This is a genomic window from Roseibium sp. MMSF_3412 (assembly GCF_030733265.1).
Lineage (GTDB): Bacteria > Pseudomonadota > Alphaproteobacteria > Rhizobiales > Stappiaceae > Roseibium.
Genome location: NZ_JASHJI010000003.1, coordinates 1 through 25,135, shown reverse-complemented (window position 1 = coordinate 25,135; position 25,135 = coordinate 1). Strand labels below are relative to the sequence as shown.

The 25,135-nt window shown below is 59.9% G+C and carries 20 protein-coding genes; 14 read left to right on the top strand and 6 right to left on the bottom strand.

Annotated features, from left to right (window positions below; genetic code table 11):
• Window positions 1–92 precede the first annotated feature (92 nt).
• Window positions 93–2,867 (bottom strand): preprotein translocase subunit SecA, encoded by a 2,775-nt coding sequence (secA, locus tag RBB49_RS06315; protein ID WP_306141867.1) that lies wholly within the window; start codon window positions 2,865–2,867, stop codon window positions 93–95.
• Window positions 2,868–3,135: 268 nt separating this feature from the next.
• Here secA and RBB49_RS06310 point away from each other — a divergent pair, with 268 nt between their 5' ends.
• The 4 genes from RBB49_RS06310 (at window position 3,136) to RBB49_RS06295 (ending at window position 6,110) form a co-directional block, all read left to right on the top strand.
• The gene (locus tag RBB49_RS06310) at window positions 3,136–3,999 is read left to right on the top strand and encodes a peptidylprolyl isomerase (RefSeq protein WP_306141866.1); all 864 of its coding nucleotides are present in this window, start codon (window positions 3,136–3,138) and stop codon (window positions 3,997–3,999) included.
• A gap of 137 nt (window positions 4,000–4,136) precedes the next feature.
• Window positions 4,137–5,378, top strand: coding sequence for a bifunctional glutamate N-acetyltransferase/amino-acid acetyltransferase ArgJ (argJ, locus tag RBB49_RS06305; protein ID WP_306141865.1), 1,242 nt, complete (start codon window positions 4,137–4,139; stop codon window positions 5,376–5,378).
• 82 nt (window positions 5,379–5,460) lie between these two features.
• Entirely contained in the window at window positions 5,461–5,862 is a 402-nt protein-coding gene (gene mutT, locus RBB49_RS06300) for an 8-oxo-dGTP diphosphatase MutT (protein WP_306141864.1), read from the top strand.
• Window positions 5,863–5,900: 38 nt separating this feature from the next.
• On the top strand, window positions 5,901–6,110 hold the full coding sequence (locus RBB49_RS06295; RefSeq protein WP_306141862.1) for a Flp family type IVb pilin: 210 nt from the start codon (window positions 5,901–5,903) through the stop codon (window positions 6,108–6,110).
• 41 nt (window positions 6,111–6,151) lie between these two features.
• Here RBB49_RS06295 and RBB49_RS06290 read toward each other — a convergent pair whose 3' ends face one another.
• The gene (locus RBB49_RS06290) at window positions 6,152–7,039 is read right to left on the bottom strand and encodes a class I SAM-dependent methyltransferase (RefSeq protein ID WP_306141861.1); all 888 of its coding nucleotides are present in this window, start codon (window positions 7,037–7,039) and stop codon (window positions 6,152–6,154) included.
• A 148-nt stretch (window positions 7,040–7,187) separates the two neighbouring features.
• On the opposite strand from RBB49_RS06290, the gene RBB49_RS06285 reads away from it, so the two are divergent.
• The 4 genes from RBB49_RS06285 to RBB49_RS06270 all read left to right on the top strand — a co-directional run bounded on the left by RBB49_RS06285 (window position 7,188) and on the right by RBB49_RS06270 (window position 9,755).
• Window positions 7,188–7,973, top strand: a complete 786-nt coding sequence (locus RBB49_RS06285) for a ComF family protein (RefSeq protein ID WP_306141859.1) — start codon at window positions 7,188–7,190, stop codon at window positions 7,971–7,973.
• 107 nt (window positions 7,974–8,080) lie between these two features.
• Complete coding sequence (gene grxC, locus RBB49_RS06280; RefSeq protein WP_306141858.1) at window positions 8,081–8,338, top strand: glutaredoxin 3; 258 nt, start codon at window positions 8,081–8,083, stop codon at window positions 8,336–8,338.
• Window positions 8,339–8,385: 47 nt separating this feature from the next.
• Entirely contained in the window at window positions 8,386–9,240 is an 855-nt protein-coding gene (locus tag RBB49_RS06275) for a carbon-nitrogen hydrolase family protein (protein ID WP_306141857.1), read from the top strand.
• Window positions 9,237–9,755, top strand: coding sequence for a DUF1178 family protein (locus RBB49_RS06270; protein ID WP_306141856.1), 519 nt, complete (start codon window positions 9,237–9,239; stop codon window positions 9,753–9,755). The genes RBB49_RS06275 and RBB49_RS06270 overlap by 4 nt, the downstream gene beginning before the upstream one ends.
• Window positions 9,756–9,812: 57 nt before the next feature.
• Here the strand turns inward: RBB49_RS06270 and RBB49_RS06265 are convergent, their stop codons facing one another.
• From RBB49_RS06265 to ubiG, 3 genes are all read right to left on the bottom strand, one after another.
• Entirely contained in the window at window positions 9,813–10,325 is a 513-nt protein-coding gene (locus RBB49_RS06265; protein ID WP_306141855.1) for a hypothetical protein, read from the bottom strand.
• Window positions 10,326–10,727: 402 nt separating this feature from the next.
• On the bottom strand, window positions 10,728–11,420 hold the full coding sequence (locus tag RBB49_RS06260; protein WP_306141854.1) for an alpha/beta fold hydrolase: 693 nt from the start codon (window positions 11,418–11,420) through the stop codon (window positions 10,728–10,730).
• The gene (ubiG, locus tag RBB49_RS06255) at window positions 11,420–12,178 is read right to left on the bottom strand and encodes a bifunctional 2-polyprenyl-6-hydroxyphenol methylase/3-demethylubiquinol 3-O-methyltransferase UbiG (RefSeq protein ID WP_306141853.1); all 759 of its coding nucleotides are present in this window, start codon (window positions 12,176–12,178) and stop codon (window positions 11,420–11,422) included. Before ubiG ends, RBB49_RS06260 begins: the two co-directional genes overlap by 1 nt.
• 199 nt (window positions 12,179–12,377) lie before the next feature.
• Here ubiG and RBB49_RS06250 point away from each other — a divergent pair, with 199 nt between their 5' ends.
• From RBB49_RS06250 to clpB, 6 genes are all read left to right on the top strand, one after another.
• On the top strand, window positions 12,378–13,628 hold the full coding sequence (locus RBB49_RS06250) for an aspartate kinase (protein ID WP_306141852.1): 1,251 nt from the start codon (window positions 12,378–12,380) through the stop codon (window positions 13,626–13,628).
• Window positions 13,629–13,698: 70 nt separating this feature from the next.
• Entirely contained in the window at window positions 13,699–15,966 is a 2,268-nt protein-coding gene (ptsP, locus tag RBB49_RS06245) for a phosphoenolpyruvate--protein phosphotransferase (RefSeq protein WP_306141851.1), read from the top strand.
• Window positions 15,967–16,200: 234 nt separating this feature from the next.
• Complete coding sequence (gene prfA / locus RBB49_RS06240) at window positions 16,201–17,274, top strand: peptide chain release factor 1 (protein WP_306141850.1); 1,074 nt, start codon at window positions 16,201–16,203, stop codon at window positions 17,272–17,274.
• Window positions 17,274–18,131: a peptide chain release factor N(5)-glutamine methyltransferase gene (gene prmC, locus RBB49_RS06235; RefSeq protein WP_306141849.1), complete on the top strand. Its 858-nt coding sequence runs from the start codon at window positions 17,274–17,276 to the stop codon at window positions 18,129–18,131. Before prfA ends, prmC begins: the two co-directional genes overlap by 1 nt.
• A 362-nt stretch (window positions 18,132–18,493) precedes the next feature.
• Entirely contained in the window at window positions 18,494–19,216 is a 723-nt protein-coding gene (locus RBB49_RS06230; protein ID WP_306141848.1) for a DUF4167 domain-containing protein, read from the top strand.
• A 478-nt stretch (window positions 19,217–19,694) separates the two neighbouring features.
• Window positions 19,695–22,292, top strand: a complete 2,598-nt coding sequence (gene clpB / locus RBB49_RS06225) for an ATP-dependent chaperone ClpB (protein ID WP_306141847.1) — start codon at window positions 19,695–19,697, stop codon at window positions 22,290–22,292.
• A gap of 109 nt (window positions 22,293–22,401) precedes the next feature.
• On the opposite strand, the gene RBB49_RS06220 is transcribed toward clpB, so the two are convergent.
• Window positions 22,402–24,378, bottom strand: coding sequence for a M23 family metallopeptidase (locus tag RBB49_RS06220; protein ID WP_306141846.1), 1,977 nt, complete (start codon window positions 24,376–24,378; stop codon window positions 22,402–22,404).
• Between the last annotated feature and the right edge of the window lie 757 nt (window positions 24,379–25,135).

The following is a 25,135-nucleotide window of genomic DNA, read 5'->3' as shown; positions in this document are numbered from 1 at the left end:
GATCACGGGATGTCGATATTGCGTAAATACAAAACAAAAACCGGCACTTGGAAAAAGTGCCGGTTTCAAAAACATGCTGCAATATCGAATTATTACGTCAATGCGCCGTGGCAATGCTTGTATTTCTTGCCGGAGCCGCACGGGCAGGGCTCGTTCCGCCCGACCTTGCCCCAGGTCGAGGGATCTTCCGGATCGCGTTCACCCGGAGGCACGGCCTGCAAATGGGCATCCGCGCGCGCCATCTCGTCCTCGCCCGTCAGCGGATCAATGTGATGCTCGTGCATCTCCGGCTGCGCGGGCATTTGAGGCGGCTGTTCGGTGACCAGTTCGACGCGCTGCAATTGGGCTGTCGTCATCTGACGCAGCTGGGCCAGCATGGACTCAAACAGCGTGAAGGCTTCGGTCTTGTACTCCTGCAGCGGGTCGCGCTGCGCGTATCCGCGGAACCCGACAACCGACCTCAGGTGGTCGAGGTTGGAAAGGTGTTCACGCCACAGGTTGTCCAGGGTCTGCAGAAGGATGGCCTTCTCGACCTGGCGCATGATGTCCGGGGTGTATTTGGCGACCTTTTGTGCCATGGCCTCATCGGCCGTCCGGCGCAGGCGCTCCTTCACCTCTTCCTCGGCAATGCCTTCTTCGGCGGCCCACTCCTTCACCGGCAGGTCCTGGTTCAGATACTTCTTCACCTCTTCCTGCAGACCTTCCGTGTCCCACTGTTCCGGATAGGCCTTTTCGGGAATGTGCGCGGCCACGAGATCGTCGATGACGTCGTGGCGCATGTCGGTCACGGCGTCCTGGATCGCCTCGCTGTCCATCAGTTCGATCCGTTGATCGAAGACCACCTTGCGCTGGTCGTTCATGACGTCGTCGAACTTGAGCAGGTTCTTACGAATGTCGAAGTTGCGGGCCTCGACCTTCTGCTGCGCCTTTTCCAACGCCTTGTTGATCCAGGGATGGATGATGGCTTCGCCTTCTTCCAGACCGAGTTTCTGCAGCATGGAATCCATGCGCTCGGAGCCGAAGATGCGCATCAGATCGTCCTGCAAAGACAGGAAGAACTTCGAATGTCCGGGGTCGCCCTGACGTCCCGAACGCCCGCGCAGCTGGTTGTCGATACGGCGGCTTTCGTGACGTTCCGTGCCGATCACGTAAAGACCACCCGCGGCGAGAGCCTTTTCCTTGAGCTTCTCGACCTCGGCCCTGATCGCGGCCTCCCTGGCAGCGCGCTCTTCGCCCTCGGGCATGTCGCCGAGCTCCATCTCGATCTGCATGTCGGCGTTGCCGCCGAGCTGGATGTCGGTTCCGCGGCCGGCCATGTTGGTCGCGATCGTGACGGCGCCCGGCAATCCGGCCTGTGCCACGATGAAGGCTTCCTGTTCGTGGTAGCGCGCGTTCAGGACAGCGAAGATCTTCGACTTGCCGTCGTCCTTCTTCTGTGCCGCGGCAAAGGCGGCCGGGTCGCTGAGATCGATCTGCTTGTAGCCGTGCTTCTTCAGCAGCTCGGCGAGGAATTCGGATTTTTCGATCGACGTCGTTCCGACCAGGATAGGCTGGCCGCGTTCCTTGCAGTCGTCGATCAGCTGCGCGATCGCCGTGAACTTTTCCTGGACCGTCCGGTAGACCTCGTCGTCGTCATCCAGCCGCTTGACGGTAACGTTGGTCGGGATTTCGACGACCTCGAGCTTGTAGATGTCGGCAAATTCGTCCGCTTCCGTCGCTGCCGTACCGGTCATGCCGGCCAGCTTGTCATACATGCGGAAGTAGTTCTGGAACGTGATCGACGCCAGGGTCTGGTTTTCCGGCTGGATGCGAACCTTTTCGCGTGCTTCAAGCGCCTGGTGCAGACCTTCGGAAAAGCGGCGGCCGGGCATCATGCGTCCGGTGAACTCGTCGATGATGACCACTTCACCGTTGCGAACGATGTAATCCTTGTCGCGCTGGAAGAGCTTGTGGGCCTTCAGGGCCTGCTGCAGATGGTGAACGATTGAAACGTTCTCAACGTCATACAGCGAGTCCCCCTTCAGTAGTTCCGCTTCGCTGAGCAGCGCCTCCAGCTTTTCGTTACCCGCTTCGGTAAACGTGGCCGAGCGCTGTTTCTCGTCGAGTTCGTAGTCTTCTTCCTCAAGGCTTGGGATGAAGGCGTCAACCGTGTTGTAGAATTCCGACCTGTCTTCGAGCGGACCGGAGATGATCAGCGGTGTCCGTGCCTCGTCGACAAGAATGGAATCGACCTCGTCGACGATGGCAAAGGAGTGGTCACGCTGAACCATCGACGCACGGTCGTGTTTCATGTTGTCGCGCAGGTAGTCGAACCCGAATTCGTTGTTGGTTCCGTAGGTCACGTCGGCTTCATAGGCAGCGCGGCGCTCGTCGTCCGACAGGCCGTGTGTGATGCAGCCGACCGTCAGGCCGAGGAACTTGTAGACCTGGCCCATCCATTCGCTGTCGCGCTGGGCAAGGTAGTCGTTCACGGTAACGACGTGGACGCCGTTGCCGGTCAGGGCGTTGAGGTAGACCGGCGCGGTTGCGACCAGCGTCTTGCCTTCACCGGTCCGCATTTCCGCGATCTGGCCGGAATTCAGAACCATGCCGCCGATGAGCTGCACATCGTAATGGCGCTGGCCGAGCGCGCGGCGGGCGGCTTCGCGGACGGTGGCGAATGCCGGGGCGAGGAGGTCGTCGAGGCTCGCACCGTTCTTCAGCTGGTTTCTGAAATCCTCGGTCCGGGCTCTGAGCGCCTCGTCGGACAGGGCTTGAACTTCCGGCTCGAGCGCGTTGATCTCTTCGACCCTTGCTCGAAATGTCTTGATCTTCCGGTCGTTTGCAGATCCGAAAAGCTTACGTGCTAGTGCGCCAAGGCCAGCCATGTGGCGGTCCTTCCCTACCCGGCGGCGCCCACAGTGGCAATATGGCGCCCGCCCTTGAAATCGTCTCAATTGCTGTCCACGTTGCCGCCAGGCGCAACGCGCCGGCCGGTGAACGCGGCCTTAAAGATGCCATCCCGCCCAAAAGCAGGGACGCCCGACAGATAAGAGGGGGCTCTATGCTTGTCAACGCCGCTGGAATAGGCAAAGTACCCACGCCCTCCAGATTGAGGGAATGAAAGTTACTGTTCCTATACGTAAAGGACTTCTCATGTTCCGAATTTCGATGCGCAGGCCCGTTCAGGCTGTTGCCGTTTCCTTGCTGGCCGTGACGCTCGGATCCGCCTCGCTCAGTGCCGCCGAACCCGGGGACGTGGTCGCCAAGGTCGGCGATGCGGATATCACGGAAGCCGATATTGCCTTTGCCGCACAAGACCTTGGCCAGCAATTGCAACAATTCCCGCCCGATCAGTGGCGTGCGCTCCTGCTTGACGTTGTCGTCGACATGGAACTGATCGCGCAGGCCGCCCGTGAAGATGGCCTGGATCAGGACCCGGACTTCAAGAAGCAGCTGGAATTCCTTGAACTGCAGGCGCTGCGCAATGCCTATATCTCCCAGAAAATCGACGGGGCGATCACAGATGACGTCCTTAATTCCGCCTACGAGGAGGAATTCAAAGATTACGAAGGTCCGGAGGAGGTCAATGCGCGTCACATTCTGGTGAACGAAAAGGCGGAAGCCGAGGACCTCATCAAAGAGCTTGACGGCGGTGCGGACTTCGTGGAACTCGCAAAGGAAAAATCCACGGGTCCTTCCGGTCCCAATGGCGGTGATCTCGGTTATTTCGGCAAGGGTCAAATGGTCAAGCCGTTCGAGGATGCCGTTTTCGAACTGGAACCCGGTGCCTATACCAAGGAACCGGTCCAGACGCAGTTCGGCTGGCACGTGATCAAACTGGAAGACAAACGCCGCCAGGAAAAGCCGGCATTCGAGTCTGTTGCCGGCGAACTGCGCCAGCGCCTTATCCGCGAGAAGTACGAGGCCAAGATGGCCGAACTGAAGGACGCGATCGCAGTCGAAATTCTCGACGACACGCTTCAGTTGCCGAGCGAGCAGGGCGAGACTTCGCAGTAAAACCGAGACAATCCTTTGAAGGCCCGGCGGGAACAACCGCCGGGTTTTCACGTTTCAGGGACAGGACGAAAAGACTTGCGCTTGCCATATGCGCTCTCTAAGGACAGCTGAAAGTTCAACCAACCGGGACAGCTGTCATGTCGACGACCGTTTCTCCGCTCGCTCCGAAATCCTACCCCGACATGCCGGAGATCCCGGGTGTCCGTTTTGCAACCGCAGCAGCAGGTTTGAAATATGCCGGCCGAACCGACGTGTTACTGGCAACCCTCGCCGAAGGCACGACGGTGGCGGGTGTCTTTACCCGGTCGAAATGCACGTCTGCTCCGGTCGACTGGTGCAAGGAGATGCTCAAGACGGGCACCGCGCGGGCGCTTCTCGTCAACTCCGGAAACGCCAATGCCTTCACAGGCAGGAAAGGCAAGGCTGCCGTTGAACTCTCCGGCCAGATCGTCGCCAGGTCGCTCGGTTGCCCTTTGAAAGAGATTTATCTGGCGTCCACGGGTGTGATCGGAGAGCCGCTTCCGGCCGAAAAACTCCAGGACGTCGTCGAAGATCTGAAATCCGGCCAGAACGGGAACGCGTGGCTCGAGGCAGCCAGGGCGATCATGACGACTGACACATATCCCAAGGTGTCGACAAGCGACGCGGACTTCGGGGATCAGAACATCACGATCAGCGGGATCGCGAAGGGCGCCGGAATGATCGCCCCCGACATGGCGACGATGCTGTCTTTCATTTTCACCGATGCGGAGGTTTCGCAGAATGTGCTGCAGGCGCTGTTGAGCGCCGAAACAGGCGGCAGCTTCAACGCCATCACGGTCGACAGCGATACCTCGACGTCCGACACGGTTCTGCTTTTCGCAACGGGACGGGCGTCCGAGCGCGGCGTGCCACCGATCCTTTCAATGGATGATCCGAGGGTCGAAAGCCTTCAGGGCTCCTTGCGCGAGGTTATGCAGGATCTCGCGCACCAGATCGTGCGCGATGGCGAGGGGGCACGCAAATTCGTGGAGATCCGCGTCGACAGCGCGGAGAGCGACGCTTCGGCCCGAAAGATCGCAATGGCCATCGCGAATTCACCGCTCGTGAAGACCGCCGTTGCCGGGGAGGACGCCAACTGGGGACGGATCGTCATGGCGGTCGGAAAGGCGGGTGAGCCGGCAGACCGGGACAGGCTTGCCATCTGGTTCGGCGATGTGCGTGTCGCGGTGGAAGGCGAACGTGATCCGGGCTACAGCGAAGAGGCTGCGTCCGCAGTGATGAAACAGGACAGCATCTCGATCAGGGTGGATCTGGGCATCGGTTCCGGCCGTTCCAGGGTCTGGACCTGCGACCTGACAAAGGAATATGTCGCGATCAACGGCGACTACCGAAGCTGACTAAAATTGGCAGATATCGCAAGGGAATGTCTGCCATGATTAACGGCCCCTTTTCCCCGGGTTGAAAACTGGAACGAAATTCATGACAAAAATTGTCCTAGTTGCCGCCTGCGCCCTTGTTGACGTGGACGGACGCATCCTCCTTGCACAGCGCCCGGAGGGCAAGTCCATGGCCGGATTGTGGGAATTTCCCGGAGGGAAGGTTGAAGCGGGAGAACGTCCGGAGGAAACCCTGATCCGTGAACTTGGTGAAGAGCTCGGAATCGAGGTTAACGAGGCGTGTCTCGCACCCCTGACTTTTGCCAGTCACGCTTATGAAGATTTTCATTTGCTGATGCCACTTTACATTTGCCGCAGGTGGACTGGAAACCCCATTGGACGGGAAGACCAGGCCCTGAAATGGGTGCGGGCAACAAGATTGAGAGACTATCCGATGCCGGCGGCAGACGAACCTCTCATCCCGCACCTGATCGACGCAGTATAATCAGGCAAGGCAAAGACCTGTCGTGCGGGAGTGTGAAAATGAAAACGAAGTCAGACCAGGACGCATCGGCCAAAGGGCTGCTCTCTCGCTTTTGGACCAACGAAAGTGGGGCGACGGCAATTGAATACGGACTGATCGTCGGGCTGTTGGGGTCGGTTATCATTCTGGCCATGGTGCCTTTGGGAACCACAATCAGCGACGATGTCTTCGGAACGATTTCGGGTGCCCTGGACGGCGCGTCAAAGTAAGGTCCCGTTTTCCGATATTGCTGTGTTTTATCAGACCCTGGTCAGATTTTTCTCTCTGAAACGCCAAGAGCGTCGGCCAGTCTTGTTTTTGCCGAACCCGGACGCAGGGGCTTTTGCTGGCTCTCGTGCGGCGCCCATCCCGACAACGTGATCAATGTGAATGTGGCCCTGATGCGTCCGTCCGCGTCCGCGTGGTCCTGCGCGTAGATTTCCGCCGCGCGCATCAGCGCTGCACGCGGCAGGGGACGTGCAGCATCCTGCTTCAGGACAGATGTCGCTCCCATGTCCTGCAGGTCGCGCAACAGCGCGAACATCGTGTCATAGCGCACGGTCACCGTATCCATGTCGGTGACCGGCAACGAAAACCCGGCACGCTGGAGCAGGCTCCCGAGATCGCGCGTGTCGGCAAAGGGCAAGACCCTGGCGGCCGCACCGCCGGTTGTTTCCAGCTCCGCGCGTGTCAGGCTGTCACGCAGTTCGGTGAGCGTTCCGGCACCGGGCAAAACGGCCATGAACAGCCCGTCGGGCGCAAGCGCGCGCCTGATCTGAACGAGGCTTCCGGGCAGATCGTTGACGACATGCAGGTTGAGCGCCGAGACAATCAGATCGACCGACTGGTCCTTCAGCGGAAGAAGCGCGTCATCACAGATGAAATCCGGAGCCGGAAGGTGAGGGTCGGCAAAAAACAGGTCCGCCCGAAGAATGTCTTCGGCTTTTCCCGCGGCTTCGATCGCCTCTGAAACGCGGCCGGTATGGCCGCCGAGATCGACCGCCATCCGAAACGTCCGATTGATCAGCAGCAGACGATCCCGCAGATCGTCGGCGACATTTGCCAACAGGAAGTCAGCTCCGGTTTTTGCGCGTTTCAGCGCGCGCTGGCGCCTTGTTTTGAACAGGGCGCGGTCAAACAGATCGGTTTGCGCGTTCACGTCGGGTCCGGTCGATGGTGGTTTAGATCCGTCACTTAGGACATCTGCGTTTGGAGGTCAAAGTTCCGACTTTTGAAAAAACAGTTCAAATCGAGTCTCATCAATTATAAGTTGCCTTTCGTGCTTGTTGCACTTGGGGGCTGATCACGTGATTTCCATTCGAGAACAATTGTCGAGCGTTTCGTCGGGCGCTCTCAAGGGAGCGTTGAATGCCTTGCTGCCGCTCCGGTGTCTTTGTTGCGATCGACGGGTGGGTTCAGACGACGGTCTGTGTCCTGTCTGCTGGCATGGCATGGCTTTTATCGAAAAGCCGGTTTGCCACAGGTTGGGGACACCCTTTGCCTATGATGTCGGCGAAGAGACCTGGAGCCCGCGGGCGATTGCCTCTCCGCCGGTCTTTGACCGGTTGCGGTCCGTCGCTTTTTACGAAGGTTCGGCGCAGCGGCTCGTGCTTGCATTCAAGTTCGGCGGCCGGCGGGAGCTTGCACGTCCCATGGGAAAATGGATGAGCAATGCCGGACGCGAATTCCTGGGGCCCGACTGCCTGATCGTTCCGGTCCCGCTGCACTGGGGTCGAATGATCTCCCGCCGGTTCAATCAGGCGGGCGCGCTGGCGCAGGTCATTGCGAAGGAATGCGGCGGCTCCTACGAGCCGGACATCCTGAAACGGCAGAAACGGACCCGGCGGCAGGTTGGCCTGTCGGCCAAGGAGCGGCAGAAGAATGTCCGGTCGGCGTTCAGCGTCGACAAAACCAGGCTGGATCGCCTGGAGGGTCGTCACGTTGTTTTGATTGATGATGTGATCACCACCGGCTCGACGATCGCCGCGTGCACGAAAACCCTTCTTGGGGGTGGTGCGGCGTCGGTCGATATTCTTACATTCGCGTTGGCCGATCCGTCCCAAAGCGATGCGGCCGGTGAAATCCATCCCTGAGACAGCGCTTTGCGTCTTGTGTTTCTTCAAACTGCACGCATATATCGCCCGACTTCGATTGGCGCTGCCGGTTTCGGCGGCGATGCCACAGATTATGGGACAACGATATGGCCAAGGTGGAAATTTATACGCGCCAGCTTTGCGGATTCTGTACTGCTGCAAAGCGTCTGCTCGACAAGAAGGGCGTCGATTATACCGAGTATGACGCGACCTTTGACGGCGGCCTGCGCAAGCAGATGATTCAGAAGGCGAACGGCCGTTCGACCTTTCCGCAGATTTTCGTCGGTCAGACCCATGTCGGCGGTTGCGACGATCTGCACGACCTGGAACATTCCGGCAAACTGGACGCTTTGCTCGCTTCCTGATTAAGTACCCCGGCAAGGAATTCTGTACTTCCGGATGAAGCGAACGCATGACCGTTTTTGTTGCAGCCTGTATCCAGCTTCGAAGTGGCAAGGACATTTCGGAAAACACGGCGCGCGCGGAAGAACTGATCAGGGCGGCTGCCGCTGATGGAGCCACATTCGTTCAGACGCCCGAGATGTCGAATGTTCTGGTGCGAAGCCGTGAAGAACTGGCCGCACGCATCGATGTTCTGGAACGGGATCCATTCGTTGCGATGGCCCGCAGAATATGCGCCGAACTCGGCATCTTCCTCCATGTCGGATCGGTTGCGGTGCTTCTGGACGGAGGCAAGGCCGCGAACCGGGCGGTCCTGATCGCGCCTGGCGGTGCGATCGTTGAAACCTATGACAAGATCCACATGTTCGATGTCGACCTGCCCGGTGGAGAGAGCTGGCGGGAATCTTCCACATACCGGCCCGGCGAAAAGGTTCCGGTCGTTGATCTGCCCTTCGGCAAGCTCGGAATGGCCATCTGTTACGATGTTCGCTTCCCCGCGCTTTTCCGGGCTCAGGCGCGTCTGGGTGCGGAGATCCTGACGGCGCCGGCAGCGTTTACCCGGCAAACTGGTCAAGCTCACTGGCATGTGCTACAGCGCGCCCGGGCAATCGAAAACGGCGCCTACGTCATTTCGGCCGCCCAGGGCGGCCGGCACGAGGACGAGAGGGAAACGTTCGGTCACAGTCTGATTGTCGATCCTTGGGGCGGTGTCGTCGCCGAGCTGGACAATGACACACCGGGCCATGTGGTCGCCGAAATAGATCTGGGAAAAGTTGCCAGGGCGCGCGCGCGCATTCCGGCGATCGCCAACGAACGCGAATTCGATTGCCGCATGACCGAGGCTGTGAGGGGGGAGCCGGCTTGATCAAATATACGCTCGTTTGCGATGCCAAGCACGGCTTTGAAGGCTGGTTCCGGAACTCCGATGATTTCGATTCCCAGCGTGCACGGCACCTCGTGACTTGCCCTGTTTGCGGATCAGCCAAGGTTGAAAAGGGGCTCATGGCCCCCGCCGTGTCGACGGCACGCAGCAAGGAAGCGCGCGGACTTGCTCCGCCTGTTCAACCGCAGGACCTTCCGGAACCCGCCACTCCGCCCACACCGAAATCGGTAGACACACCGCTTCAACCGTCCGCTCTGCTCCCCGGGGATGTCCGGCAAAAGGAACTTGTCGAGGCTTTCAGACAGGCGCGTGCCCGGATCATCGAGAATTCGGAAAATGTCGGAACCGGGTTTGCCGATGAGGCAAGAAAGATCCACTACGGCGAAGCCGAGGAACGGAGCATCTACGGCGAGACGACGCCAAAAGATGCCGTCGACCTTATCGAGGAAGGCATCTCCGTGATGCCTTTGCCCGAGCTTCCCGAAGACAAGAACTGATTGTGCGCCCCTTCGGCGGCAGTTGGGATTTGCCGCCGAACGGGTCTTTGTCCGGTTTTACTTTTTGGGTTTTGCCGCCGCCGCGGCGCGCGGCTGCGTGCTGGCCCGGGCCGGTTTCAGGTCTGCAAGCGTTTCTTCGGCCGCTTTGCCGAGTTCTCCGACATTTTCCATGGCCGCTTCATTGAGTTCCTCGACCGCAGCCGCACCTTGCGAGAAGCTGTCCCGGAACAGTGCGGCCTGCTGCTCGAAATGCTCCTGATACTCGGTTGCCATCTTCGAGTAAAAGTTCTGCAGGGTCGCGAGCGTCTGTTCCGGGGCGACACATTGCGTCAGGGATTTTGCGCACTCGAAATCCTCGTGGAGCCGATGGCTGACGAATTCCATGTGCTCGTCGAACGCCTTTTCGGCGTGAGACCACATCGCGGTTCCCATTTTCTGGAAACCGGCAACGGTCTTTGCCTCGATCCTGTCCTCCCGCTCGGCAAGCGACCAGTTGGTGAATGAGGGCATGGGCCATTCGAACTTGAGCGCTGTGAAGTCGAATACGTCCGGATTGCGTTTGCCTGCCATTGGAGATCCTCCGCTTGTCTGTCTTTCGGGCCGGTGGCTCGAAACAGTGCTGCGATCCAGTCTGTCCGGCGTCGCCGGCGGTTTGCCGCGCGCCAGGTCAGCCGGAGATACCGGACCAGCGTGAGGCAACTCTACCTGGCCCGCAATTCGGATCTTTGACAGGGATCAATAATCCCTGCGCCATCCGGTCGCAGATTTTTGCGCAAAGCGCTCCGGTTTGCCTTTGGTGATGGACCCGTAAATGAGACTGAAATGCCATTTCCATGTCCTTCGGATTTGACCGGCTTGCGCCTCCTCCGCGTTGCGAAAGGCTTGAAAATGAACCACATTTCCAGCGCTTCCGCTCCTTGAGGAGAAGCAATCCGCCTCAAGCCATTTCCGCCTCATTTATGGGTCCATCACCTAGGCAAGAAACGCACGCAACTTCGCGGTGACATGTTCCGGTTGCTCGAGGGTCGAGAGATGCCCGCATTCTTCGAGAATGGCAAGTTCGCTGCCTGCAACAAGTTGATGGATCTCAACCGAAAGATCCGGTGCGATCAGACGGTCACCATCCCCGGAGAGCACGAAGGTGGGGCAACTGATGTGAGACAGAGAGGGACGCGAGTCCATGCGTGCCGCGTTGGCGTTCTGCTGACGGATAAAGGCATCGCGGCCGGTCTCGGCCGCCATCCCGTGAACGATCGACCTGAGGTGTTCGCTGGTTTCGTTGTTCTCGTGCACGAAACCGGGAAAGAAGAGATCTGGAATCTTGTGGAAGTGGTTTTTTTGGGCAAGCCCGGTCAGGACCTGTCTTTGTTCCCGGCGTTCTTCTGAGACCGCCTGCGCCGACGTGTTCAAGAGCGCGAGCCTGTCGACGCGTTCTGGCGCGCGCCGCATGACCTCGAAAGCGATGTAGCCGCCCATGGAAAGCCCGATGAGCGAAAAGCGCTCTGGAGCGTCTTTCAGGAGACGGGCTGCAATTGCACCGATCGTGTCATCCGAACGATTGTCTGCCACAAGGATCGGGCGATCCGAAAACGCGGTGATCTGAGGTGCATAGAGTGTTTCCGTGCACAGCAGACCGGGTATGAAGACCAGGGGAAGTGCGCTCATCAGTCATCCGGTCTTTCGGCGAGCAGCATGTAGTTGACATCCATGTCACGGGACTTGACCCAGGCATCGGTCAGAGGGTTGTAGCTCACGCCCGACCGGTCCGTGATCGTGAGCCCTTCGGAGCCCAAGGGGCCCTCGATCTCTGACGGTTTCACCAGTTTTTCATAGGAATGGGTTCCCTTGGGCAGCCAGCGCAGCACGTATTCCGCGCCGACAATCGCAAGGGCATAGGCTTTCAGCGTGCGGTTGATGGTCGCAACGAACATCATGCCGCCCGGCCGGACCATGCTTCCGGTTGCCTGGAGAAACAGCGGGACATCGGCGACGTGTTCGACCACTTCCATATTGAGGATGACATCGAATGTCTCTCCTGCCGCAGCGAGTTCTTCAGCGGTTTGTGCCCGGTAGTCGATCTTGAGGCCGGAGCTTTCCATGTGCAGCTTGGCAATCTTGATGTTGGTCTCGGAGGGGTCCGCCCCAACCACGTCGGCGCCGAGCCGCGCCATCGGTTCGCTCAAAAGGCCGCCGCCGCAACCGATATCCAGAAATCTCAGCCCCTTGAAAGCGTCGGCGGCCCTGGGATCGCGGCCGAATTTGCGGCACACCTCCTGCTTGATATAGGCAAGGCGGACGGGGTTGAACTTGTGCAGCGGTTTGAACTTCCCGGTCGGATCCCACCATTGATCGGCCATTGCGGAAAACCTGGCGACTTCACTTTCGTCGATGGTACCCGCGGTCTGTTGAGCCTTGACTGACATTGGACAAATCCTTTTTCCCGGCGAAGTCACACCGTCTTCAACATCGTACATAGTTTAGCTGTCGTTCAGCGTCCTTGACCATTTGTCAAGTGAGCGCAGGTGGCACGGAGTTGCAGCGCGGCGGCACAGACTGTATGCATGCGCCGATCCATCCGGAGCGTTTCGCGCTTCATGACAGACTAGATTGAATACGAGTGGTATGGCCCGACTGGTTTTAAAATTTGGGGGGACTTCGGTTGCCGATCTCGATCGCATCCGAAATGTGGCCCGCCATGTGAAAAGGGAAGTGGAAGCCGGACACGAGGTCGCGGTGGTTGTTTCAGCCATGGCCGGACAGACCAACAAGCTGGTTGAGTACTGCCGCGATGCCGCCCCGCTTCACGACGCGCGCGAATACGACGCCGTTGTTGCTTCAGGCGAACAGGTGACATCCGGTCTGCTTGCGATCGTGCTTCAGGACATGGGCGTGAACGCCCGTTCCTGGCAGGGCTGGCAGGTTCCGATCAAGACGGACGAAAATCACGGTGCGGCGCGCATCCGCGAGATTGATGCCGGGTTCCTGGTCGAAAGGCTGGAGCAGGGTCAGGTTGCCGTCATGGCCGGATTCCAGGGGATCTCGCCTGACAACCGTATCGCCACGCTCGGCCGGGGCGGATCGGACACGAGCGCGGTCGCGATCGCTGCGGCCGTCAAGGCCGACCGGTGCGATATCTACACGGATGTGGACGGTGTCTATACGACCGATCCCCGGATCGTGCCCAAGGCACAGCGTCTTGAACGCGTCTCGTTTGAAGAGATGCTGGAAATGGCCTCGCTCGGTGCAAAGGTTCTTCAGGTTCGCTCCGTCGAAATGGCGATGGTGCATAATGTCAGGACATTTGTGCGTTCCAGTTTCGATGATCCGGATGCACCGCAGGCCGACAAGGACGGTCTTCCAATTGGTACTCTCATTTGCGACGAGGATGAACTCGTGGAACAGCAAGTTGTCACCGGCATTGCCTATGCCAAGGACGAAGCTCAGATCTCACTGCGTGACGTGGCCGACAAGCCGGGTGTCGCGGAATCGGTGTTCGGGCCGCTCGCCGACGCCCATATCAATGTCGACATGATCGTTCAGAACATTTCCCCTGACGGCAAGACCACCGACATAACCTTTACCGTGCCGGAAGGTGATTTCGAACGCGCCAAGAAGGTACTGGACGACAATCGCGGTGAGATCGGTTTCCAGAACCTGGAAGGTGCGATCGATGTTGTGAAAGTCTCGGTGATCGGGATCGGCATGCGCTCTCATGCCGGTGTTGCCGCCCAGTGTTTCCGTGGCCTTGCGTCCAAGGGGATCAATATCAGGGCGATCACCACATCGGAAATCAAGATATCGGTGCTGATCGATTCCGCCTATGCGGAACTTGCGGTCCGGACTCTCCATTCGCTATACGGGTTAGACGGATAGTATAACCGGCGGGCGGAACCGGACGAGCGGGGCCGCCGGCCGCCTGAGGCGGAAATCAGACGGGGGCGCAATGCGCAGCAACCTAGCCGGACCGCGCCTTTTGCTCCGCAGGCTCCGCGAAGTCATGGCGGAACCGATCACGGCGCAAGAGCGACTGGACAAGATCGTCGTCCTGATTGCGTCGAACGTCGTTGCCGAAGTGTGTTCGGTTTACATCCTCCGTGCGGATGGCGTGCTTGAGCTCTATGCGACCGAAGGTCTGAACCGGGAGGCGGTTCACAATGCGTCTCTTCGCGTCGGCCAGGGCCTTGTCGGTCTGATTGCCGCCGAGGCGCGCCCGCTCAACCTGCCGAACGCCAGCGCCCATCCCGGATTTACCTATCTGCCGGAAACCGGCGAAGAAGCCTACAACTCCTTTCTCGGCGTGCCCATCCTGCGCGCCGGCCGGACACTCGGTGTTCTTGTCGTCCAGAACCAGTCTCACCGGACCTATCTTGAGGACGAGGTCGAGGCACTTCAGACGACGGCGATGGTCATTGCCGAAATGGTGGCTGCCGGCGAGCTGGAAGCGATCGCGCAGGAAGCAACCGGGCTGGATCTGTCGCGGCCGATCACCGCGACCGGAGCCGGGCTGTCGGAAGGTGTCGGTCTCGGACATGTGGTGCTTCATGAACCCCGCGTTGTCGTCACCAACCTGATCGCCGAGGACACCGATCAGGAAACCGCGCGCCTGGAAGGCGCCATCAACCGGCTCAGGCTCTCCATCGACGACCTCCTGGCGAGCGGTGAGATCGCCGCGATGGGTGAGCACCGCGAGGTGCTGGAAGCCTATCGGATGTTTGCCTATGACCGCGGCTGGATCCGCAAGATCGAAGACGCGATCAAGAACGGGCTGACGGCGGAAGCCGCTGTAGAAAAAGTTCAAAGCGACACGCGTGCGCGCATGCTGCGCCAGACGGATCCCTATCTGCGGGAACGTCTCCACGATCTGGACGATCTCGCGCACAGACTGATCCGGGAACTCATGGGCCGCGAGCATGGTCCGGGTATCGGTGAACTGCCGCAGGACGCCATAATCGTCGGCCGAAACATGGGGGCGGCCGAATTGCTCGACTATGGCCGCGACCGGATCCGGGGACTGGTTCTCGAGGAAGGCGGGCCGACAAGCCACGTGACCATCGTCGCGCGCGCGCTTGGAATACCCACGGTCGGCCTGGTCGACGACATCGTCAGTCTTGCAGACGCCGGAGACGCGATTATCGTTGACGGAGACACGGGCGAAATTCACCTGCGCCCGGCGGCCGATCTGGAAAATGCCTATGCGGAGAAGGTCCGGTTCAGGGCCCGGCGCCAGGCGCAGTACCGCAGGCTGCGCAGCAAACCCTCCGTCACGAAGGACGGGGTCGAGTTTTCCCTGCAGATGAATGCCGGTCTTCTGATCGACCTGCCGCATCTGGAAGAGTCGGGGGCAGCGGGTGTCGGCCTGTTCCGAACAGAGCTCCAGTTTATGGTTGCCTCGTCCTTTCCGCGCATGCACGAGCAGCAGGCGCAATACAGCCAGATCCTCGATGCGGCGGACGGCAAGCCGGTGACCTTCCGCTCGCTCGATATCGGCGGGGACAAGGTGCTGCCCTACCTGAGATCCATTCAGGAAGAAAACCCTGCCATGGGCTGGAGAGCGCTCCGTCTCGGCCTTGATCGGCCGGGTCTCTTGCGGACGCAAATCAGGGCGCTGCTGCACGCAGCAGCCGGTCGTGATCTGAAGCTCATGTTTCCCATGGTCGCGGAAGTCGACGAGTTTCTGCAGGCACGCGCCCTTGTCGATCGCGAGGTCAAGCACCTGCGCCGACACAACCACCCGGTTCCGGAGAACATTCGTCTGGGTGTCATGGTCGAGGTTCCATCGCTCCTGTTCCAGCTTGACGAGCTGATGACCTATGTCGACTTCGTGTCGGTCGGGTCCAATGACCTCTTCCAGTTCTTCTGTGCGGTCGATCGCGGCAACACACGGGTTGCGGAACGCTTCGACACGCTGAACGTTGCTTTTCTCAGGGCCTTGAAAACAATCGCGGACAGCGCAAACAAACACCACGTGCCGGTCACGCTTTGCGGAGAGCTTGCGGGCAGGCCGCTTGAGGCGATGGCACTGATCGGTCTCGGATATCGTGACCTTTCCATGTCTCCGGCGGCTCTCGGACCGGTCAAGGCCATGCTGAGGACGCTCGATACCAGCCGCCTTTCCGCGCGTCTTTTGCCAAGGCTCGAGCCGGGACACGACGACAACAACATCCGGGATGTCTTGAAGCGGTTTGCCGCCGAAACGGATGTGGCTCTCTGACCGGCCGCGATCGCCCGACGGAGCGGATCGGCGGATTGGCGGTATGACCTAGCTATCCTTTGGCTGCGCTGATATGTGGGAAAATCACAACGACACACGGATTCGGGTCCGTGCGTCAAACCGGGTCAACGGAACCGGAACGCGGGCTGCCTTGACCGGTACCGTCCGTTTTGGAATTGATTTGTCTCGTGCGGCTTTGCTTGCCGCCGACGCGACCAAGGAGATCCTGCGCTTATGCTGGCGCGTCAGAAACTCGATGTCCTGCTGGACCGTTTTGCCGAGATCGAACACCTGATGTCGAGCGGACCGGAGCCGGCTGTCTATGTGAAACTGTCACGGGAATATGCCGGGCTTGAGCCGCTCGTTCAGAAAATCCGCGCGCTCATCAAGGCTGAAGACGATCTCGCCGGTGCCCGCGCACTTATTGACGATCCGGAGACGGATGCCGAAATGCGCGAACTTGCCGAGCTTGAGCGCGACGAACTGAACGAAAGCGTCGAGCAACTGTCGCAGGATGTGCGTATCGGCCTTCTGCCCAAGGACGAAGCGGACGCGAACGATGCCATTCTCGAGGTCCGTGCCGGAACGGGCGGGGACGAAGCGGCCCTTTTTGCCGGAGATCTGTTCCGCATGTATCAGCGCTATGCCGAACTGCAAGGCTGGAAAGTGGAAATCCTGTCGGCGAGCGAAGGCGAAGTCGGCGGGTTCAAGGAAATCATTGCCTCCGTGTCGGGTGAGAACGTGTTTGCCCGGCTGAAATTCGAGTCCGGTGTGCACCGCGTGCAAAGGGTCCCGGCAACGGAATCGGGAGGACGCATCCACACGTCGGCGGCGACCGTAGCGGTTCTGCCGCAGGCCGAGGATGTCGATATCGATGTTCAGGACAGCGACTTGCGCATTGACACCTTCCGTGCTTCCGGGGCCGGCGGCCAACACGTCAACACGACCGATTCCGCCGTGCGCATCACGCATATCCCGACCGGGATCGTGGTCGCGGTGCAGGATGAGCGGTCGCAGCACAAGAACAAGGCCCGGGCCATGCAGCTTCTGCGCGCCCGCATCTATGACGAGGAGCGCGAACGCGCCGCCAACGAACGCACCGAGGCGCGCCGGCTTCAGGTTGGTTCCGGCGACCGTTCGGAACGTATCCGGACCTACAATTTCCCACAGGGCCGCGTGACCGATCACCGCATAGGGCTGACGTTGTACAAGCTCGAGCAGATTGTTGCCGGAGAAGGCCTCGGTGAGGTCATCGAAGCCCTGATTGTCGATTATCAGGCCAATCTGCTGGCATCCGAAGACGCCTGATGATGCAGGCGGGCCGACTTTACCGGCAGATCAGGGACCGGTTCCGCGGCGCGGAGATTTCCGATCCCGAACTCGATGCAAAACTTCTGGTGAGCACGCTGCTCGGGATTGGCCTGTCCGATCTTCTTCTCAACGATGCCCAGGAGGTCGATGCGGCGCAGGTTCGCGAGATCGAGGAAAAGGCGGTACTGCGCATGGGCGGCATGCCGCTTGGCCGCATCCTCGGCGAGCGCGAGTTTTACGGCCGCCGGTTTTTGCTGAACAGTGCGACCCTGGAACCGCGCCCGGATACGGAAACACTCATCGACGCGGTTCTGAGCAGGACCGCCGGCGACGCGCCGGTCACGATTTGGGACATCGGTACCGGATCGGGCGCAATTGCGGTGACCTTGCTTGCCGAACGTCCCAGAGGCAGGGCGATCGCGATCGACCTGTCGGAAGACGCCCTTGCATGTGCCGTCAACAATGCGCGCCTTCACAGTGTCGAAGACCGTTTTCATCCTATTTGTGCCGACTATCTCGCCGCCATGGACCTGGATCGGACAGAGGGGCCGGACTGGATCGTCAGCAATCCGCCCTACATCTGCAGCCGTGTCCTGGAAGAGTTGAGCCCGGAAGTCATCGATCATGATCCCCGGCTCGCTCTTGATGGCGGCGAAAACGGTCTCAACGCATATGCCGCACTTGTACCGCAGGCGGCGGGTTTGTTGCGTTCCGGTGCCCGAATCGCGCTCGAGATCGGATACGATCAGGCTGCCTCTGTTGAAAAACTGCTGCGTCAACATGACCTTGGAGAGATTGAAATCATTAAGGATCTTGCCGGGAACGACCGCGTTGCGCTTGCGCGCGGGACATAATTTTACTGTTTTGATCCAAACGCGAAAAAGCACTTGGAAATTGCGGCGGAAACGGTTAGGTTCGACTCGCCGAAACCGGAAATGTGAACAGCGTTTAGCGGGGCATACGCATCCGGCAGTGTGAAGACGAGACACGCTTATCGCGCGAAGTATTCAGCTGCAAATCGGGCCTTCCGGTGTTTTGGACTGTCGACGAGGAAGACGTGAGCGCTGGCCATCGGCCTGGAATGCGTTGCGCGTGTTTTGAAAGGCAGCCGCGAACCAGCATTGTTGGTTTCGGTGTGTATTTCGTATCGGTTTAAGCAATTCCGATGTTGGGTCAGCGTTTCGCTGACCGCCGTTCCGCAAGAGAAAACGGCAGGATGAGACCAGGAAATCAAAGCAATAAGCGTATGCGCGGTCGGGGCCGCAAAGGTCCCAATCCGTTAACCCGGACTTACGAATCAAACGGTCCTGATGTGAAAATCCGCGGCACAGCGATGCATATCGCGGAGAAGTATCAGCAGCTTGCCAGAGATGCCCAGGCATCCGGCGACCGCGTGATGTTCGAAAACTACAACCAGCATGCGGAGCACTATCTGCGGATCGTTGCCGCAGCACAGCCGCAGCAGCAACCTTCGGCACAGCCGGCCGTGCGCGCGGACAGCGAAGACACGTCAGGTGAAGCCGCCAGCGGAACAAATGGCGCCACGCCACCGGTCAACGGTTCGGAGCGGCCTGCGCAGGAACGTGCCGCAGCAGACGGCGACGTTGTCGATGCGAACAGCCCGCAGCCGTTTATCGAAGACATGCCGGTGATCGACCAGGAAGGCCAGGTCAACGGTGCAGGTCAGAAAGCGGATGCCGAGGACGGCGATTCCGACGAGAAGCCGCGCCGCCGAACCCGGACACCAAGATCGCGGACGCCGCGCCGTGCGTCTGGAGATCAGGCGGCAGGCACGACAGAGGCATCGTCCGAGGGTGACGAGAGCCCGGTCGAGGCCTCCGAAGACGAGCAGGCCAAGCCGCGACGCCGGACCACACGGACCCGTCGTCCCAAGGCGAGTGAGGACGCTTCTGCTGAAACTGCGGCCGCGTCCGACTGACGGCAATCCGGCAAATCGAAACATCCAGAACGGCGTCCGACGGGCGCCGTTTTTTGTTGCGCGAATTTTGGCCTGGAGGGGCTTTTGTGATGAAAATGCAACACTATATTAGGAGGGCAGTGCTCAATGAGACTGCATGGATGCCCGTTTAGGGTGCGAACCCATAAATGAGACTGAAATGGCATGCGACATGGCTAAATCCCGCTAGGAAGGGTGTGTGGAGCGGGCTTCCTGCCCGGTCAAGCACGCTGACGCCGCGGGGTGAAGCCATTTCCATGTCCTTCGGATTTGACCGCTTGCTCCTCCTCGGCGTTGCGAAAGGCTTGAAAATGAACCACATTTCCTGCGCTTTGGCTCCTTGACGAGACGCAAGCCGCCTCAAACCATTTCGGCCTCATTTATGGGTCCGTACCCTCGGGGTCCATATCCAACGACGTTCCCCATGCTTCGGGTGGTGCGGACGGGTAGGAGGTAGAGAATGAACTTTGAAAAATACACTGAGCGCGCACGAGGCTTTGTGCAGTCCGCTCAGACATTTGCCCTTGGGCGCGGACACCAGCAGTTCGCGCCGGAACACATCTTGAAGGTGCTTCTGGACGATCCGGAAGGCATGGCCACCGGGTTGATCGAACGCGCCGGCGGAAAGGCAAAGGCCCTGAAAGGGGATCTCGAAGGCATCCTGGACAAGATGCCCAAGGTCTCCGGCGGCTCGGGGCAGCTTTACATGGCGCAGCCAACGGCGCGCCTTTTCGAGCAGGCTGAAAAGATTGCGGAGAAGGCAGGCGACAGCTTCGTCACCGTTGAACGCCTGTTGCTTGCCCTTGCCATGGACGGCGAAAGTGAGGCGGGCAAGCTGATGAAGCGCCACGGCGTGACGCCGAATGGCCTCAATGATGCAATCAACCAGCTTCGCCAGGGCCGCACCGCAGACAGCGCGACCGCTGAAAACCAGTATGAAGCGTTGAAGAAATATGCCCGGGATCTGACGGAAGTCGCCCGCGACGGCAAACTCGATCCGGTGATTGGCCGCGATGAGGAAATCCGGCGAACCATTCAGGTTCTGTCCCGTAGAACCAAGAACAACCCGGTTCTGATCGGTGAACCCGGCGTCGGCAAAACGGCCATCGCGGAAGGCCTCGCACTCAGGATCGTCAATGGAGATGTTCCTGAATCCCTGAAGGACAAGCAGTTGCTTGCGCTGGACATGGGCGCGCTGATCGCGGGTGCGAAGTATCGTGGTGAATTCGAGGAGCGTCTGAAGGCGGTGCTGTCGGAAGTCGAAGCGGCGGCCGGCGGCATCATCCTGTTCATCGACGAGATGCACACGCTTGTCGGCGCTGGCAAGGCGGATGGCGCGATGGATGCGTCCAACCTGCTGAAACCGGCGCTTGCGCGCGGCGAACTGCACTGCGTGGGGGCGACGACCCTGGACGAATACCGCAAGCATGTCGAAAAGGATGCAGCGCTTGCCCGGCGTTTTCAGCCGGTCTTCGTGACGGAACCGACGGTCGAGGATACGGTCTCGATCCTGCGCGGTATCAAGGAAAAATATGAACTGCACCATGGCGTGCGCATTACCGACAGCGCGATCGTCTCGGCAGCCAACCTGTCCAACCGTTACATCACAGACCGGTTTCTGCCCGACAAGGCGATCGATCTGGTCGATGAGGCGGCGAGCCGGCTGCGCATGCAGGTCGATTCCAAGCCGGAAGAGCTGGATGAGCTGGATCGCCGGATCATACAGCTGAAGATCGAGCGCGAAGCGCTGAAGGTGGAAAGCGACGAGGCGTCCCGTGACCGGCTGAGCAAGCTCGAACAGGAGCTGACAAACCTGGAAGAGCAGTCTCAGGCGCTCACCAATCGCTGGCTTGGCGAGAAGGAAAAGCTGAACCTTGAACAGAAGATCAAGGAACAGCTTGAGCAGGCACGGACCGATCTGGAAATCGCGCAGCGGCAGGGCGACCTGGCGAAAGCCGGTGAACTGGCCTATGGCGTTGTTCCGGATCTGGAGCGGCAATTGTCGGAGGCCGAGGCGTCGGAAGACAAGGACGCGATGGTCGATGAAGCCGTTTCACCTGCGCATATCGCCCAGGTTGTTTCGAAGTGGACCGGTATCCCGGTGGACAAGATGCTGGAAGGCGAACGGGAAAAGCTGCTGCGGATGGAAGACATGCTGGCAAAGCGCGTCGTCGGTCAGGCAGAGGCCATTCATGCCGTGTCCACCGCGGTCAGGCGCGCGCGTGCCGGCCTGCAGGACCCGCACAGGCCCATCGGTTCGTTCATGTTCCTGGGGCCGACCGGTGTCGGCAAGACGGAGCTGACCAAGGCCCTTGCCAGCTTCCTGTTTGACGACGACAGCGCGATGGTGCGTATCGACATGTCGGAATTCATGGAGAAACACTCCGTGGCCCGGCTGATCGGAGCGCCTCCGGGCTATGTCGGCTACGAGGAAGGCGGCGCGCTCACCGAAGCCGTGCGCAGGCGGCCCTACCAGGTCGTGCTTTTCGATGAAATCGAAAAGGCGCATAGCGATGTGTTCAACGTGCTGCTTCAGGTGCTCGACGATGGCCGTCTGACCGACGGTCAGGGCCGCACCGTCGACTTCCGCAACACGCTGATCATCATGACGTCCAACCTGGGTGCGGAGTACCTGGTCAACCAGCCGGAAGGCCAGGACAGCGATGCGGTCCGGGACGAGGTGATGACATCGGTGCGCGGGCATTTCCGGCCCGAGTTCCTGAACCGGCTGGATGAGATTGTTCTGTTCCATCGGCTGCAGCGGGCGCAGATGGGCGATATCGTCAAGATCCAGCTGGAGCGGCTTCACACGCTTCTGGAGGATCGCAAGATCACCCTCAACGTGGACGACAGCGCACTCGGCTGGCTGGCCCAGAAAGGCTACGATCCTGCCTATGGCGCCCGTCCGCTGAAACGGGTCATCCAGAAGGATGTCCAGGATCCGCTGGCGGAGAAACTCCTGGCCGGAGATATTCTCGACGGGCAGACGGTCGATGTGTCCGCGGGGGCCGACAGGCTGGTTTTCCAGGTTGCCGGCTCTGAGAGTGCAGCGGCGTAACCCGTCCGTTCCCGAACACGATACGAAAAGCCCCGCGGAGCAAGATGTTCCGCGGGGCCTTGTCTTTCTGACCAGATGTGTGTTGGCGCGTACCGTAGCCTCTGGCAGCTCAGTTGACCGCTGCGATGCGCGATGGCTTGCGGGCCCGCTCCAGAAGCGTGTCGACGCGGTATCGCTCTTCCTCGAAGCTTGTCCGCACTTCCCCGTCCAGCGTCCGTCCCTTCGGCAGCTTGATGCGCATGGGATCAACATATCTTCCATTGACGAGGACTTCATAGTGGAGGTGCGGTCCGGTCGACAGGCCCGTGGAGCCGACATAGCCGATCACCTGGCCCTGGGTGACGCGCGCGCCTTCGCGGATGCCTTTGCCGAAGCCGGTCATGTGGCTGTAGGTCGTGACATAGCCGTTGGTGTGCCGCAGTTCGACGCGCCGGCCATAGCCGGAGGCCCAGCCGGACTTGACGACGGTGCCGTTGCCTGCGGCAATGATCGGCGTGCCGCGCGGCGCCGACCAGTCCACACCGCGGTGCATGCGCGTGTATTTGAGAATCGGATGGCGCCGCATGCCGAAACCGGAGCGGAACTTGCCGCCGTTGAGCGGCTTTCGAACCAGGAACTTCTTGGCGCTCTGGCCGGAGCCGTCATAAAAGTCGGTCGCGCCGTCATCGGGCGTGCGGTAGCGGTAGAATTCGCGTTTGGTGTTGCCGGTATTGAGGGCCGCGTAGAGAATCTTCGGTGCCGCGTTTTCGTCACCGGGCGTGAAGAACAGTTCCAGCGCGTCTCCCGGCTGGACGCGGGAATTGAAATCGACATCGAAAGAGAACATGCGCACCAGATCATCGATGATCTCTTCGGGCATGTCCTGCTCCAGGGCCGTCTGATAAAGGCTGTCGTAAATTGCCGGTGTCGGGCCGCCGTAGGACACCCGGTCGGCTTCGGCGAAGGCGTCGGCAAGGAACGTGCTTGGCTCTTCCGCCTTGATGTATCTGCCGCTGTCCGACCGGGCGACAGTCGCCTGATGTTCTGTGGCTGTATAGAGAGAAACGCGCTCCGGGCGCATCTTTTCCAGGTCATCGGGAGACGGCGCATAGGCGATGCGCAGGCGCTGGCCGTCCTCAAGCTCGGAGATGCCGAAAAGGCTGGCGAAGGAGGAGGCGATGTTGCGGGCTTCCTGCGCATTCGCATCGTAGTCCAGAAGCAGGTCGGTCAGGTTCTGGCCTTCCGTGATCGGGACAATGCTTTCCTCCATGCCGGCGAAGCGGATCTCTTCGTCGCGCTTGGAGACAAAGGAGACGTTTTCCGGCGTGATGCGGACGGCGTAGCGTTCAAGGTCGGGCTGGAGCGCCAGGTTGAAGTCGAAGCGGCCAGGGTCGACAAGCGTTTTCGCGGCGGTCTGCGGGGAACTTGCAAGAAGCAGCCGTGCCGCATCGCGCACGACAATCTCAACCTCGGTTTCCGACGGGGTCTTGTCTTCCTTGATCAGGGGACTTGACGTCGGAAAGGGGGCCAGAGAAATGCTGACTTCGCTTTCCAGCTTGGCGCCGTAGATGGAGTCTGCAATCAGCGCCGTCGTGGTCTCGGCAAACTCCGTGCCACTCGGTTCATCCGACTTGTCGGAAAACATGTTCAGAGGATTGAAGGCCGGAATGAGATCAGCCAGCTCCGGGTCCTTGCGCGTTGCAAGGGAGGCGCTGACGAAAACATGCGGCTGCACGCGGATGTGGTCCTTGTCGCCGACGCGCGCGATGACATTCACGTCGATCACGTTCTTGCTGGAGTATTCAGCTGCGGTCTTGAGAACCCGGTCTCCCTTGGTGCTGCCGCCGTCCGCGGAGGCAACACCGGCGTAAAGCGCATCGGCGGAGGGCGCGGCTTCCACACTGTATTGTCCATCAAGCGCGGCCATCAGGGCCCCGCCCATGAGCACCAGTGAGGTCAATCCAGTCAGAACCGTGCCGGCAAGCCAGCGCAAGGAGACCTGGCGCTTGTCCGAAAGACCGCTACGCCCCTCGTATCCGCGGAGCGGCGGTTCATCGCCCAGTTCAATCCGGGTTCCCTGTGCACTATGGAAAGGGCCAAAATGCATTAATTCCAGTCCGGTCCTTTTACAAATCCTGCATCAGATCCGTCGATCGGTCGTCCCATCAAGGCCCGTAAAGGCGGGAACGCACCGCGGCTGACCCTGCTAAATGCAGTGTTTGGTCTAAAACGTCAATTGTTTATGCACCGGGAGTACCAGATCCCATTGCCCTGCAGATTGTTGCGTAAGGCCTGATTTTGACGGTTCTGTGATGCCTGTGTGAATTAACCCCCCTGTTGCCGACATGCGCGGCGGGGCGCGCATGCACGGGCAAGGACCGGAGGCTGCCGGTCCCGGTATGCAATGTCTCTCAATCCGCCGGGTCCGGCTGCTGTTGCACGCCCGGATTGATGCTGCAACGCGGTATCCGGCAGCGCGGATTTTCCCTCTTGAAAAGACGCCGCAATGCCATGTGCCGCCGGGTAATCAGTTGCCGGGGACGTGTCGCTAAGCTTATGAAAAAACGATATAAAACTTGGAGTGTCCGCTTCTGTGAATCTTTTTTGACAAAGTCTGTTGACTCGCATTCAGGCCCTGCGTATAACCGCCTCCATCGACGGCGGCGCTGCCGCATGGCGCTCCTTGCTGTTGATCTTACCGGACATCACGATTGTTGAGCCCTGGAAGCAGGTGCGAGATGAGGTGCCTCCGGTCGTGCCTTTAAGGCCGCATTCGCTCGTGCGAATGGTTCTTTGACAATTTGTTTTATGAAGGAAGGGAAGCGTAGGCGGCGTTGGTCTTGCGATACCTGGCAGATATGTTG